General features: G+C 74.8%; 13 protein-coding genes. 11 read left to right on the top strand and 2 right to left on the bottom strand.

Translation table 11 applies throughout. From position 1 onward, the window contains the following. Nucleotide 1: 1 nt before the first annotated feature. Genes ACFY2K_RS31705 through ACFY2K_RS31655 form a run of 11 tightly spaced genes read left to right on the top strand, consistent with a single transcriptional unit; the run spans nucleotide 2 to nucleotide 11,614 of the window. Nucleotides 2-1,276 (top strand): glycosyltransferase, encoded by a 1,275-nt coding sequence (locus ACFY2K_RS31705; protein WP_387716117.1) that lies wholly within the window; start codon nucleotides 2-4, stop codon nucleotides 1,274-1,276. Next, nucleotides 1,273-2,508, top strand: a complete 1,236-nt coding sequence (locus ACFY2K_RS31700; RefSeq protein ID WP_380529738.1) for a class I SAM-dependent methyltransferase — start codon at nucleotides 1,273-1,275, stop codon at nucleotides 2,506-2,508. The genes ACFY2K_RS31705 and ACFY2K_RS31700 overlap by 4 nt, the downstream gene beginning before the upstream one ends. Further along, nucleotides 2,505-3,302 carry a glucose-1-phosphate cytidylyltransferase gene (locus tag ACFY2K_RS31695; RefSeq protein WP_380529740.1) on the top strand — a complete coding sequence of 266 codons (798 nt, stop codon included), beginning with the start codon at nucleotides 2,505-2,507 and terminating at the stop codon, nucleotides 3,300-3,302. The genes ACFY2K_RS31700 and ACFY2K_RS31695 overlap by 4 nt, the downstream gene beginning before the upstream one ends. After that, nucleotides 3,299-3,946, top strand: a complete 648-nt coding sequence (locus ACFY2K_RS31690) for a PIG-L deacetylase family protein (RefSeq protein WP_380529742.1) — start codon at nucleotides 3,299-3,301, stop codon at nucleotides 3,944-3,946. Before ACFY2K_RS31695 ends, ACFY2K_RS31690 begins: the two co-directional genes overlap by 4 nt. 3 nt (nucleotides 3,947-3,949) lie before the next feature. Beyond that, nucleotides 3,950-4,975, top strand: a complete 1,026-nt coding sequence (locus ACFY2K_RS31685) for an NAD-dependent epimerase/dehydratase family protein (protein ID WP_380592532.1) — start codon at nucleotides 3,950-3,952, stop codon at nucleotides 4,973-4,975. Beyond that, nucleotides 4,963-6,246, top strand: a complete 1,284-nt coding sequence (locus ACFY2K_RS31680) for a DUF4910 domain-containing protein (protein ID WP_380592530.1) — start codon at nucleotides 4,963-4,965, stop codon at nucleotides 6,244-6,246. The genes ACFY2K_RS31685 and ACFY2K_RS31680 overlap by 13 nt, the downstream gene beginning before the upstream one ends. A 5-nt stretch (nucleotides 6,247-6,251) precedes the next feature. Beyond that, nucleotides 6,252-7,583 carry a hypothetical protein gene (locus tag ACFY2K_RS31675; RefSeq protein ID WP_380592528.1) on the top strand — a complete coding sequence of 444 codons (1,332 nt, stop codon included), beginning with the start codon at nucleotides 6,252-6,254 and terminating at the stop codon, nucleotides 7,581-7,583. After that, the gene (locus tag ACFY2K_RS31670; protein ID WP_380592526.1) at nucleotides 7,580-8,530 is read left to right on the top strand and encodes a glycosyltransferase family 2 protein; all 951 of its coding nucleotides are present in this window, start codon (nucleotides 7,580-7,582) and stop codon (nucleotides 8,528-8,530) included. Before ACFY2K_RS31675 ends, ACFY2K_RS31670 begins: the two co-directional genes overlap by 4 nt. Then, entirely contained in the window at nucleotides 8,527-9,720 is a 1,194-nt protein-coding gene (locus ACFY2K_RS31665; protein WP_380529749.1) for a polysaccharide pyruvyl transferase family protein, read from the top strand. Before ACFY2K_RS31670 ends, ACFY2K_RS31665 begins: the two co-directional genes overlap by 4 nt. A 17-nt stretch (nucleotides 9,721-9,737) precedes the next feature. Beyond that, the gene (gene rfbC / locus ACFY2K_RS31660) at nucleotides 9,738-10,286 is read left to right on the top strand and encodes a dTDP-4-dehydrorhamnose 3,5-epimerase (protein ID WP_380592522.1); all 549 of its coding nucleotides are present in this window, start codon (nucleotides 9,738-9,740) and stop codon (nucleotides 10,284-10,286) included. A gap of 5 nt (nucleotides 10,287-10,291) precedes the next feature. Next, nucleotides 10,292-11,614, top strand: coding sequence for a glutamate-1-semialdehyde 2,1-aminomutase (locus tag ACFY2K_RS31655; protein ID WP_387716112.1), 1,323 nt, complete (start codon nucleotides 10,292-10,294; stop codon nucleotides 11,612-11,614). A gap of 1 nt (nucleotide 11,615) precedes the next feature. Here ACFY2K_RS31655 and ACFY2K_RS31650 read toward each other — a convergent pair whose 3' ends face one another. Both ACFY2K_RS31650 and ACFY2K_RS31645 read right to left on the bottom strand, forming a co-directional pair. Next, the gene (locus tag ACFY2K_RS31650; protein WP_387716110.1) at nucleotides 11,616-12,341 is read right to left on the bottom strand and encodes a phosphatase PAP2 family protein; all 726 of its coding nucleotides are present in this window, start codon (nucleotides 12,339-12,341) and stop codon (nucleotides 11,616-11,618) included. Nucleotides 12,342-12,457: 116 nt separating this feature from the next. Further along, the gene (locus tag ACFY2K_RS31645) at nucleotides 12,458-13,645 is read right to left on the bottom strand and encodes a CaiB/BaiF CoA transferase family protein (RefSeq protein WP_387716108.1); all 1,188 of its coding nucleotides are present in this window, start codon (nucleotides 13,643-13,645) and stop codon (nucleotides 12,458-12,460) included. Between the last annotated feature and the right edge of the window lie 57 nt (nucleotides 13,646-13,702).

Genomic DNA, 13,702 nt, shown 5'->3' with positions numbered 1-13,702 from the left:
CATGCGCGTCCTCGTGGTGCACAACCGCTACGCCTCGGCGCAGCCGAGCGGGGAGAACAAGGTCGTCGACCAGGAGGTGGGCCTGCTGCGGGAGGCCGGCCACCGGGTCGAGCTGTTCGAGCGGCGCAGCGACGACATCGCCCGCCGCTCGCTGCCGGGCAAGGTCGCGGTGCCGCTGCTGGTGCCCTGGAACCCGGCGGTGCGCGCGGAGTTGGCCGCCCGGCTGCGGGCCGAGCGGCCGGACGTGGTGCACGTCCACAACGTCTTCCCGCTGCTGTCGCCCGCGGTGCTGGCGGCCTGCGCCGACGCGGGCGTGCCCGCCGTCGCGACGCTGCACAACTACACCCAGGTCTGCCCGCCGGGCACCCTCCAGCGGGACGGCCGGCCGTGCACCGAGTGCGTCGGCGGCTCGCCGCTGCCCGCCGTGCGGCACGGCTGCTACCGGGGCTCCCGGCTGGCGACGGTGCCGCTCGCGGTGGGCCTGGTGGTCAACCGGCGGCGCTGGTGGACGGGGGTGGAGCGGTTCTTCTGCATCTCCGCGGCGCAGCGCGAGGTCCTGGTGCGGTCCGGGCTGCCGGCCGAACGGCTGGCGGTGAAGCACAACTTCGTGCCGGAGCCGGGCCCCGTCCGCACCGGCGCGGGGGAGCACCTGCTCTACCTGGGCCGGCTCGCGGAGGCCAAGGGCGTGCGGCTGCTGATGGCGGCCTGGGACCGGCTCGCCGCCGAGGGCGGGGCCGGGGTGCCGCTGGTCATCGCGGGCGCCGGGCCGCTGGAGGCGCAGGTGCGGGCCTGGGCGGCCGGCCGGGCGGACGTGCGCTGCGTCGGCCTGTACGACCAGGCGCAGTGCCGGGAGGCCGTCGCCCGGGCGGTCGCCGTGGTGGCGCCCTCGACCTGGCTGGAGGCCTTCGGGCTGGTCGTGGTGGAGGCGATGGCGGCCGGGGTGCCGGCCGTCGCCGCCGGTCACGGCGCCTTCGTCGAACTCGTCGAGGACGGGGTGACCGGGCTGCTGCACCAGCCGGGCGAGGCGGCCTCGCTCGCGGCCTGCCTGCGCCGGATCACGGCCGACCCGGCGGCCAACCGGGAGCTGGGCCGGGCCGCCCGGCGCCGGTACGAGCAGGGGTTCAGCCCGGCCGTCGGGCTGGAGCGCCTGGTGGAGGGGTACCGGGCCGCGATCGCGGCCCGGTCCGGCGGCGCGGTCGGCGCGCCGCCGGTGGGGAACGGACACGCTGGCCCGCGGCGGGGCACCCGCGCGGGCAGGAATGGGAGCAGTCAATGACACGATGCCGACTGTGCGGCTCGACGGCGATGGGGAGCGTCGTCGACCTGGGGGCGACCCCGCCGTGCGAGAGCTTCCTCGCCGCCGACCAGTTGGACCGGCCGGAGCCGGCGTACCCGCTGCACCTGCGGGTCTGCACGGACTGCTGGCTGGCGCAGATCCCGCCGCTGATCACGCCCGAGGAGACCTTCCAGGAGTACGCGTACTTCTCCTCCTTCTCGACCTCCTGGGTGGAGCACGCCCGAGGCTTCGTCGCCGGGGCGGTGGAGCGGCTCGGGCTGGGCGCCGACGCCTTCGTGGTCGAGGTGGCCAGCAACGACGGCTACCTGCTGCGGCACGTGGTGGAGCGCGGGATCCGCTGCCTGGGCGTCGAACCGTCGGTGAACGTCGGCGCCGCCGCGCGCGAGGCCGGGGTGCCCACCCTCACCGCGTTCCTGGACCCGGACACCGGCGCGGACGTCCGCGCCGAACACGGCCCGGCGGACCTGGTGGTGGCCAACAACGTCTACGCCCACATCCCCGACGTGGTCGGCTTCACCCGGGGGCTGCGCGCCCTGGTCGCCGACGACGGCTGGGTCTCGATCGAGGTGCAGCACCTGCTGACCCTGATCGAGGAGAACCAGTACGACACCATCTACCACGAGCACTTCCAGTACTACACGGTCGCCTCCGCGATCCGGGCGCTGGCCAGCGGCGGGCTCACCCTGGTCGACGTCGAGCTGCTGCCCACCCACGGCGGCTCGATCCGGCTGTGGGCCCGGCCGGCCGAGGCGGCGGGCGAGCCGACCCCGCGGGTGGCCGACGTGCTGGCCCGGGAGAAGGCCGCCGGGCTCCAGGAGCTGGCCGGCTACACCGAGTTCTCGGCCCGGGTCGCCAAGGTCCGCCGGGACCTGCTGACCTTCCTGATCGGGGTGGCCGAGCGCGGCGAGAGCGTCGTCGGCTACGGCGCCCCCGGCAAGGGCAACACCCTGCTCAACCACTGCGGCATCCGGCCCGACCTGCTCCCGTACACCGTCGACCGGAACCCGTACAAGCACGGCCGGTTCACCCCGGGCACCCGCATCCCGATCCTGGCGCCCGAGCAGATCGCCGCCGACCGGCCGGACTACGTGCTGGTCCTGCCGTGGAACCTGCGGGCCGAACTGGTCGAGCAGTTGTCCTTCGTGCACGAGTGGGGCGGCCGCCTGGTCTTCCCCATCCCGGAACTCAGCATCGTCGAGGGGGAGCGGTGAAGGTCGTCCTGTTCTGCGGCGGTTACGGGCTGCGGATGCGCAGCGGAGCCTCCGACGACGTGCCCAAGCCGATGGCGATGGTCGGCCCCCGGCCGCTGATCTGGCACGTGATGCGCTACTACGCCTACTACGGGCACACCGAGTTCATCCTCTGCCTCGGCTACGGCGCCCACCACATCAAGGACTTCTTCCTCAACTACCAGGAGACGACGTCCAACGACTTCGTGCTGCGGGGCGGGCGCACGGAACTGCTGTCGACCGACATCGCCTCCTGGACGATCACCTTCGCGCAGACCGGCATCGAGTCGCCGATCGGCGAGCGGCTGCGCCGGGTGCGCCACCACCTGGACGGCGACGAGATGTTCCTCGCCAACTACGCCGACGTGCTCACCGACGCGCCGCTGCCGGAGATGATCGACCGCTTCGCCGAGCGGGACGCCGGGGCGTCGATGATGGTGGTGCCGCCGCAGTCCTCCTTCCACTGCGTGGACCTGGGCGAGGACGGCCTGGTCGGGGGCATCACCGCGGTCAGCGACATGCCGCTGTGGGAGAACGGCGGGTACTTCGTGCTCCGCCAGGAGATCTTCGACCACATCCCGGAGAACGGCGACCTGGTCGCCGACGGCTGCACCGAACTCGCCAAGCGCGGCCGCCTGGTGGCCCACCAGCACCGCGGCTTCTGGAAGCCCACCGACACCGTGAAGGAGCGGGCCGCCCTGGACGCCGCCTACGCCCACGGCGACCGCCCCTGGGCCGTCTGGGAGCGGGACGGGGTCGCGGTGAGGCCCTCGTGATCCGGCTCGGCCCCGGGCCGCTGGAGCGGATCGCCGCCGTCGGCGCGCACTGCGACGACATCGCCATCGGCGCCGGCGGCACGCTGCTGACGCTGTGCGAGGCGCGTCCCGGGCTGCGGGTGGACGCGCTGGTGCTCTCCGGCGGCGGCAGCGCCCGGGAGCAGGAGGAGCAGGCCGCGCTGGCCGCCTTCTGCCCCGGCGCCGACCTGCGGCTGACCGTGCTCAAGCTGCCGGACGGCCGGCTGCCCGCGCACTGGGAGGAGGCCAAGGCCGCCGTCGAGGAACTGCGCGGGCGCACCGACCCGCAGCTGGTCCTCGCCCCGCGCACCGCCGACGCCCACCAGGACCACCGCGGCCTGGCCCGGCTGGTCCCCACCGCGTTCCGCGACCACCTGGTGCTCGGCTACGAGATCGTCAAGTGGGACGCCGACCTCGGCCGCCCGACGGCCTACCAGCCGCTGAGCCCGGAGACCGCCGAACGCAAGGTGCGGCTGCTGCAGGAGCACTACCCCTCGCAGCGGCACCGCCCCTGGTACGACCGGGAGGCCTTCCTCGGGCTCGCCCGGATCCGCGGCATCGAATGCCACGCCCGCTACGCGGAAGCCTTCGACGCCACCAAAGTCACTCTCAACCTGGGGGGTTGAACCATGCGCGTACTGCTGACCGGACACCAGGGCTACCTGGGCACCGTGATGGCCCCGGTGCTCGCCGCCGCCGGCCACGACGTCGTCGGCCTGGACGCCGGCCTGTTCGCGGAGTGCGTCCTCGGCCCGAAGCCCGCGGACCCGCCGGGCCGGCGGGTGGACCTGCGCGACGTGACCGCCGAGCACGTGGCCGGGGTGGACGCCGTGATCCACCTGGCCGCGCTCTCCAACGACCCGCTCGGCTCGCTGGCGCCGGACCTCACCTACGACATCAACCACCACGCCTCGGTGCGGCTGGCCGAGCTGGCCCGCGAGGCCGGGGTGAAGCGCTTCCTGTACGCCTCGACCTGCTCCGTCTACGGCGCGGCCGGTGGCGACGAGCTGGTGACCGAGGACGCCCCGCTGCGCCCGGTGACCCCGTACGCGGAGTCCAAGGTGCGGGTGGAGGACGACCTGCACGCCCTGGCCGACGGCGACTTCAGCCCGGTGTACATGCGCAACGCCACCGCCTTCGGCTACTCGCCCCGGCTGCGCGCCGACATCGTGCTGAACAACCTGGTCGGCCACGCGCTGCTCTCCGGCGAGGTGCTGGTGCTCTCCGACGGCACCCCCTGGCGCCCGTTGGTGCACGCCGCCGACATCGCCCGGGCCTTCACGGCCGCGCTGGAGGCGCCGCGCGAGGCGGTGCACGACCGGGCCTTCAACATCGGCAGCGAGGCCAACAACGTCACGGTCGCCGAGATCGCCGAGCAGGTCGCCGAGGCGGTGGTCGGCGCCCAGGTGGTGATCACCGGCGAGAACGGCGCCGACCCGCGCTCCTACCGGGTGGACTTCTCCCGGTTCCGGGCCGCCCTGCCCGGCTTCGACTGCGAGTGGACGGTCAAGCAGGGCGCGGTCGAACTCGCCGAGGCCTACCGGAAGTTCGGGCTGACCAGGGAGGACTTCGAGCGGCGGTTCACCCGGCTGGCGGTGCTCCGCGAGGCCACCGGCGCCGGCGCCGTCGACGACACCCTGCGGTGGCGCCGGTGACCGGGGTCGGGGAGCGGATGCACGCCCTGGTGGAGCGGCTGTACCCGCTCCGCCGGAGCATCACCGGCGACGGGGTGCGCGCCACCCTGGACGTCGTCGGCGAGTACCTCCCGCTGACGGTGCACGAGGTGCCGACCGGGACGCAGGTGCTCGACTGGACGGTGCCCCAGGAGTGGAACGTCCGGGACGCCTACGTCGCCGACGCCGCGGGCCGCCGGGTCGTCGACCTCGCCGCGTCCAGCCTGCACGTGCTGGGCTACAGCGTGCCGGTCGCGGCCACCATGCCGCTGAGCGAGCTGCGCCCGCACCTGCACACCCTGCCGGACCACCCCACCTGGGTGCCCTACCGCACCAGCTACTACACCCCGGAGTGGGGGTTCTGCCTGGCCCAGGAGACCTTGGACGCGCTGCCCGAGGGCGACTACGAGGTGCGGATCGACTCCACCCTCGCGGACGGCCACCTCACCTACGCCGAGCACGTCGTCCCCGGGCAGGTCGCCGACGAGGTGCTGGTCTCCTGCCACGTCTGCCACCCCGCGCTGGCCAACGACAACCTGGCCGGCATCGCGGTGGCGACCTTCCTGGCCCGCGAACTGGCGGAGCGGACGCCGTACTACACCTACCGCTTCGTCTTCGCCCCGGGCACCATCGGGGCGATCACCTGGCTGGCCCGCAACCGGGAGCGGGTGGACCGGGTCAAGCACGGCCTGGTGCTGGCCTGCGCCGGGGACCGGGGGCAGCTGACGTACAAGCAGAGCCGGCGCGGCGACGCGGAGATCGACCGGGTGCTGCGGCACGTCCTGCGCACCTCCGAACGCCCGCACCGGGTCACCGAGTTCACGCCGTACGGCTACGACGAGCGGCAGTACTGCTCGCCCGGGTTCGACCTCGGCGTGGGCTCGCTCAGCCGGACCCCGTACGCCGGGTACCCCGAGTACCACACCTCGGCGGACGACCTGGACTTCGTGCGGCCCGAGGCGATGGCGGACACCCTCGCGGTCTGCCGGGAGGCCTTCGCCGTGCTCGACCGCAACCGGCGCTACCTCAACCTCAGCCCCTACGGCGAACCGCAGTTGGGCCGGCGCGGGCTGTACGACTCGCTCGGCGGGCGCAGCGACGCCAAGCAGGCCCAGCTGGCCATGCTGTGGGTGCTCAGCCTCGCCGACGGCGAGCACGGCCTGCTGGACGTGGCCGAGCGCTCCGGGCTGCCGTTCGACACCGTCGCCGCCGCGGCCGACGCCCTGCGGGGCGCCGGGCTGATCAAGGCGTGACGCCGATGACCACCGAGGAGGTGAGGACGGCGGCACCGGCGGGCCGGGACGGGGCGCCGGCCCGGCCCGCCGGGCGGGGCGTGCTCGGCCGGGTGTCCTGGGGGCTGGCCGACCAGGCGGTCACCAGCATGATCAACTTCGCGGTGGGCATCTACGTCGCCCGGGAGCTGGGGGTGCACGCGTTCGGCGTGTTCAGCCTGGCCTGGCTGACCTACGGCGTGGTGCTCAACGTCTCCCGCGGGCTGGCCACCGACCCGCTGATGGTGCGGTTCAGCGGCGTGCCGGAGGCGACCTGGCGCGCCGCGGCGGCCCGGTCCTCCGGCACCGCGCTCGCCGTCGGCGCCACCCTCGGCGCCGTCTGCCTGCTGGTCGGGCTCGGCCTCGGCGGCGACGTGGGGCCCGCGTTCGCGAGCCTCGGCCTCGCCCTGCCGGCGCTGCTGCTCCAGGACTCCCGGCGGTTCGCCTTCTTCGCCGCCGGCACCGGGCGGAAGGCCTTCGCCAACGACCTGGTGCAGGGCCTCGCGCTGATCCCGGCCATGGTGGTGGCGGCCCGGGTGGGCACCGTGGCCGCCTTCCTGCTGGCCTGGGGCGCCGCCGCGGCGGCCGCCGCCGGGTACGGCTTCCTCCAGTCCGGCGTCCGGCCCCGGGTCACCCAGGCCCGCGGCTGGCTGCGCGAACAGCGCGACCTCGGCAGCCGCTACCTGGTCGAGAACGTCAGCCTCAGCGGCGCCGGCCAGCTGCGGGCGTACGGGCTCGGTGCGATCGTCGGCGTCGGCGCGGTCGGTGCCGTCCGGGGCGCCGAACTCCTCCAGGGGCCGTTCCTCGCCCTGCTGATGGGCCTCTCCCTGGTCACCGTGGCGGAGGCCGCCCGGGTCCTGCGGCAGACACCGCGCCGGCTCGGCCGGTTCTGCCTGCTGCTCGGCGGCGGACAGGCCGGCGCCGCCCTGCTGTGGGGCTCGGCGCTGCTGCTGATGCCCGACCGGGCCGGACAGTTCGTCCTCGGCGACGTCTGGCACTCCGCCTCGCCGCTCATCCTCCCCGCCACCCTCGGCGTCGCGGGCGCCGGCCTCGGCAGCGGCGCGGCCGCCGGGCTGCGCGCCCTCGCCGCCGCCCGGCGCAGCCTGCGCTGCCAACTCTTCGCCTCCGCCTGCTACCTGGGCGGCGGGCTCGGCGGCGCCGCCGCGGCCGGCACCGTCGGCTCCGCCTGGGGCGTCGCCACCGCCACCGCCTGCGGCGCCGCCGTCTGGTGGCTCCAACTGCGCGCCGCCCTGCGCGAGCACCACCGCACCCCCGTCCCCGAAACGGTGGACGACACCCCCGAAGTGAGGACGCCTTGACCGCCGTTCCCCGACTGAGCATCGGCCTGCCCGTCTACAACGGCCAGGAGTACCTCGCCGAGTCGCTCGACGCCCTGCTCGGCCAGACCTACCAGGACTTCGAACTGGTCATCTCCGACAACGCCTCGACCGATGCCACCGAATCCATCTGCCGCGAGTACGCCGCGCAGGACTCCCGGATCCGCTACCTCCGGCTGCCCCGGAACATCGGCGCCGCGCCCAACCACAACTACGTCTTCGCCCAGTGCCGCGGCGAACTCTTCAAGTGGGCCTCGCACGACGACCTCTACGCCCGGGACCTCCTGCTGCGCTGCGTCGAGGCGCTGGACGACCGGCCCGAGGTCATCCTCGCCCACTCCGGCCAGGCGGTCATCGACGAGCACGGCCGGGTGAAGGTCCCCTACGCGTACGGCCTCGCCACCGACTCCCCGCGCGCCCCGGAGCGCTTCCGCAGCCTGCTGTTCGAGCCCGGCGGCGACGACTTCTACGGGGTGATGCGGGCCGACGTGCTGCGCCGGGTCAAGCCGCACGACAGCTACCACCACGCCGACCGCACCTTCGTCGCCGAGATCACCCTGCACGGCCCCTTCCACCAGGTGCCGGAACTGCTCTACTTCCGCCGCGACCACCCCACCCGGGCCGAGCGGGCCAACCCCTCCAAGCGCTCCCGCTGCGTCAACCTGGACCCGCGCCGGGCCGGGCCGCTGCACCCCACGCCCCGGCTGCTCGCCGAGTACGTCTGGGGCTTCGCCGCGGCCGTCCGCCGGGCGCCGCTGTCCACCGCCGACCGGCGGGCCTGCTACGGCCACCTGGCCGCCTGGATGACCAGCCGGGCCCGGCCGGGCGCCGGCGAACGGGTCGAGGACCGCACCCCCGTGCCGTCCTCGGACGGCTCCGCCGCCTCCGTCGACGACCTGGTGGCCGGACGCGGGGGGAGGCGGGCATGACCGCGCGAACCCCGGTGCGCGTCGGGGTGTTCGGCCTGCTCGGCTCCGGCAACCTCGGCAACGACGGCTCGCTGGAGGCCGTACTCGGCCACCTCCGCGCCGAGCACCCGGACGCCGCGGTGGACGCGCTCTGCGGCGGCCCCGAGGTGGTCACCGCCCGCTACCGCATCCCCGCCACCCGGCTGCACTGGTACCGCGGCGAGTACCGCACCGCCTCCCGGGCCGGCGCCGTCCTCGGCAAGGGCCTGGGCAAGCTCGTCGACGCCGCCCGCACCGCCGCCTGGGTGCGCCGGCACGACGTGGTGATCGTCCCGGGCATGGGGGTCCTGGAGGCCACCCTGCCGCTGCGCCCCTGGGGCTTCCCGTACGCGCTGTTCCTGCTCTGCGCCTCCGGCCGGCTGCTGCGCACCCCGGTGGCGCTGGTCGGCGTCGGCGCCGCCCGGATCGGCAACCCGGCCACCCGGGCGCTGGTGCGCTGGTCCGCCCGGCTGGCCGCGCACCGCTCGTACCGGGACGAGCTGTCCCGCGACGCCATGCGGGCGATGGGCGTGGACACCGCACGCGACGCCGTGCATCCGGACATCGCCTTCGCCCTCCCGGCACCGCCCGCCACCGGCTCCCCCGACGGGCGGGTCTGCGTCGGCGTCATGGACTTCCACGGCGGCGACGACGACCGCGCCCGGGCCGAGCAGATCCACCGGCAGTACCTCGACGGCACCACCCGCTTCGTCCGCGCGCTGGTCGAGGACGGACGGCCGGTCCGGCTGCTCACCGGCGACGCGGTCGACGCCCGGGTGGTCGCCGCGATCGTCGAGGCCGTCGACTCCCCGCTGGTCACCGTCTCCGGGGCCGCCTCGCTGGCCGAGCTGATGGCGGAGACGGCCGCCGCCGACGCCGTGGTGGCCACCAGGTACCACAACCTGGTCTGCGCGCTGCGGACCGGCACCCCGACGCTCGCCCTCAGCTACGCGGCCAAGAGCGACGCGCTGATGGCCCGGATGGGGCTGGGGGAGTACTGCCACCCGGCCCGCGAGGTCGACGCCGACCGGCTGATCGAGCAGTTCCGGGAGCTGGAGAAGCACGCGACGGAGCTGCGGCAGACCCTCGCCGAGCGGAACCTGACGGCCACCCGCCGGCTCGACCACCAGTTCACCGCCCTGACCACGGCCGTCTTCCCGACCGCCGACTGACACCTTACGGAGACCTCATGAAGGCGACCGAAGTCCCGGCGATCGCCGGCGCCTACCTCTTCGAACCGACCCCCTACGCCGACGAACGCGGCTTCTTCTGCCGCACCTTCGACGCCGAGGTGCTCCGCTCGGTGGGCATCGACCCCGACGCCTTCGTCCAGCACAGCGTCTCCCGTTCGGTGCGGGGCGTGCTGCGCGGCCTGCACCTGCGCTCCGGCGCCGGGGAGGCGAAGATCGTGCGCTGCTCGCACGGGGAGGTGTTCGACGTGGTCGTGGACCTGCGCCCCGACTCGCCGACCTACCGCAACGTGGCCACCTTCGAGCTCTCCGGCGAGACCCAGGCCAGCGTCTACATCCCGGCCGGGTGCGCGCACGGCTTCCAGGCGCTCACCGACGCCGACGTCTCGTACCGGATCGACCGCCCGCACGACCCGAGCGAGGACGTCACCATCGCCTTCGACGACCCGGAGCTGGCCGTCCCCTGGCCGCTGCCGGCCGAGTCGGTGTCCAAGCGGGACCGGGAGGCGCCGAGCCTCGCCGAGGTCCTGCGCGCGGAGGAGAACTGAGCGCCGTGACCGTCGACTTCACTCTTCCGAAATCCCGGGCGGCCAACGAGCGGCTGCACGCCCTGATCCCCGGCGGCGCCCACACCTACGCCAAGGGCGACGACCAGTACCCCGAGCACCTGGCCCCGGTCATCAGCCACGGCCGCGGCGCCCACGTCTGGGACGTCGACGGCAACCGCTACGTCGAGTACGGCTCCGGCCTGCGCTCCGTCAGCCTCGGCCACGCCCACCCGCGGGTGACCGAGGCCGTCCGGCGGGAGCTCGACCGGGGCAGCAACTTCACCCGCCCGTCCATCCTCGAACTCGAGGCCGCGGAACGCTTCCTGGACACCGTGCCCACCGCCGAGATGGTCAAGTTCGCCAAGAACGGCTCCGATGTCACCACCGCCGCCGTGCGCCTCGCCCGCGCCGTGACCGGGCGGACCCTGGTGGCCGTCTGCGGCGACCACCCGTTCTTCTCGGTCGACGACTGGTTCATCGGCACCACCCCGATGGACGCCGGGATCCCTTCGGCGATCACCGACCTCACCGTCTCCTTCCCCTACGGCGATCTCTCCGCCACCGAGGAACTGCTCACCCGCCACCGCGGCGAGATCGCCTGCCTGGTCCTCGAACCCGCCGGACACGCCGAGCCCCCGCCCGGCTACCTGGCCGGCCTGCGCGAACTCGCCGACCGGCACGGCTGCCTGCTGGTCTTCGACGAGATGATCACCGGGCTGCGCTGGTCCCCGGCGGGCGCCCAGGGCCTCTACGGCGTCGCCCCCGACCTCTCCACCTTCGGCAAGGCGCTCGGCAACGGCTTCGCCGTCTCCGCGCTCGCCGGGCGCCGCGACCTGATGGAACACGGCGGGCTGCGCCACCCCGGCGACCGGGTGTTCCTGCTCTCCACCACCCACGGCGCCGAGACCCACGCGCTGGCCGCCGCGATGGCCGTCCAGACCACGTACGTCGAGGAGGGCATCACCGCCCGGCTGCACGCCCTCGGCGACCAACTCGCCGCCGGCGTAAGGGAGGCCGCCGCCGGCATGGGCGTCGCCGACCACGTGCTGGTCCGGGGCCGGGCCAGCAACCTGGTCTTCGCCACCCTCGACGAACGGGGGCAGCCCTCCCAGCCCTACCGCACCCTCTTCCTGCGCCAACTCCTCGCCGGCGGGGTGCTGGCCCCCTCCTTCGTGGTGAGCAGCGCCCTGACGGACGCCGACATCGCCCACACCATCGACGCCGTCTCCGCCGCCTGCGCCGTCTACCGCAAGGCCCTCGACGCCGGCGACCCCACCCCCTGGCTCGGCGGCCGCCCGGTCAAGCCGGTCTTCCGGCAGCGGGTCTGAGCTACGTCGGGTCACCGGGCGCCGACCGGGCCGCCAGCCGGTCGGCGGCCCGGTCCACCAGCCATCCGGCGGGCGGTACCAGTGCCAGGGCGGTGCAGCCGCCGGCCAGGGTGTCGGTAGCGTAGTGCGCGCCCAGGGCTACCTGGGCCCAGGCCATGGCCGCCCCGACGGCCGCCGCGACGGCGAGAACCGGCAGCGGGCGGGCCCTCCCGCCGGCTGCCAGCAGCCCCAGTACGAGGGCGACGGCGGTCAGAAAGGCTGTGTGCCCGCTCGGGTAGGAGAGGTTGGCGTCGCCGTGGATGGTGCGGCCCACCAGGTGCTTGAGCAGCGTCGCCGCCAGCACCGGCAGGGCGACGCCGACGACCGCGAACACCGCGGCACGGGGGCGCCGGAGCAGCAGGCAGCCCGCCGCCACGGCTCCGACCAGCAGCGCGGCGCCCAGCGGTTCCCCCAGGGAGTCCAGGCCGCGGGCGGCGTAGCGCCACGGCGGTTCCACCCCGTACACCGCGTCCTGGATCCGCCCGTCCACCGGGCCGGGCTCGCCCTTTCCCGCGTACCAGGCCCCGAGCAGGACCACCACCAGTGCGGCGAGCCCCGAGGCGAGTCCGAGCCACCCGTGCAGCACCACCAGCGGCGGCTCCGCGCGCCCGGCCGGTGCGGCCTCGCCCCGACGGACGCGTTCGCGCGTGGTGCCGGTGCCCGGTCCGTTGCGGTCGGCCGATCCCACGCGCGCCCCCGTCGTGTCCAGGTGTCGTCCGGTCGCGGCGAGAGGATGACGGAGTGTCAGATCGTGCTTTCCGTACGCCACTTGCCCGGAGGGTCGGGACCCAGGATACGGGTGCGCTACCCGCCCAGCACCCCGTTCGCCCGCAGGGCGGCGATGCGGGTGGCGGGGTAGCCGAGGGCGCGCAGGGCGGAGTCGGTGTGGGCGCCCAGCTCGGGGACGGGCCCCATCGGGAGTTCGACCTCCGCGAAGTCGAACGGGGGCAGCAGGGAGCGGACCTCGCCGGCCGGGGTGGCCACCGGGCGCCAGCGGTCGCGGGCGGCGAGCTGGGGGTGGTGCAGGAGGTCGCCGATGCCGTTCAGCCGGGCCGAGGCGATCGCGAGGGCGTCCAGGCGCTTGACGGCCTCCTCGGCCGTCATGGTCGCCGTCCGGCCGCCCACCAGCGCGTCGACCAGCCGACGGCGCCGTACCCGGGCGACGTTGGTCGCCCACTCGGGGTGGTCGGCGAGGTCCGGGCGGTCCAGGAAGCCGGTGGCGAGCCGGGCCCACTCGCGGTCGTTCTGGATGCCGATCATGACCTCGTGGCCGTCGGCCGTCGGATAGGCGTCGTAGGGGGCGATGGCCGGGTGGGAGAGTCCGGCGCGGCCCGGTGCCTGCCCGGTGCCCTGGGTGTGGTGGAGCTGGTGGCCCAGCCACTCGGCGGTCGCCTCGAACATCGACACCTCGATCGCGGTGCCGCGTCCGCTGCCGGCCCGGCCGAGCAGGGCGGCGAGCGTCGCCGTCAGGGCGTACATCCCGGCGGCGATGTCCGAGGTGGGCACGCCGGTCTTGGCGGGCCGCTCCGGCGGGCCGGTCACCGAGGCGAGCCCGGACTCGCACTGGATCAGCATGTCGTAGGCGCGCTTGTCCCGGTACGGGCCGCCGGTGCCGTAGCCGGACAGGTCGACGGTGACCAACCGGGGGTGCCGGGCCCGCAGTTCGGCGGAGCCGAAGCCGAGCCGGGCGGCCGCCCCGGGGGCCAGGTTCTGCAGGAAGACGTCCGCGCCGGCCACCAGGTCGGCCAGCACGGCGCGGCCCTCGGGCGCCTTGAGGTCGAGGACGACCGACTCCTTGCCGCGGTTCAGCCAGACGAAGTGGCTGGCCAGGCCGTTGACGCTGCGGTCGTACCCGCGCGCGAAGTCGCCGCCGTCCGGGCGCTCGATCTTCACCACCCGGGCGCCCAGGTCGCACAGGTGCCGGGTGGCCAGCGGCGCGGCCACCGCCTGTTCCAGCGCGATCACCGTGGTGCCGGTCAGCGGCAGCGACATCCGGACTCCCTCCCTGGCGGATCCCCGAGCCCTACCCGCCCCCGGCGGCGTTCAGTC

Source organism: Kitasatospora sp. NPDC001309 (assembly GCF_042896295.1).
Lineage (GTDB): Bacteria > Actinomycetota > Actinomycetes > Streptomycetales > Streptomycetaceae > Kitasatospora.
The sequence above is the reverse complement of the archived record's forward strand: the minus strand, read 5'-3'. Positions and strand labels throughout refer to the sequence as shown.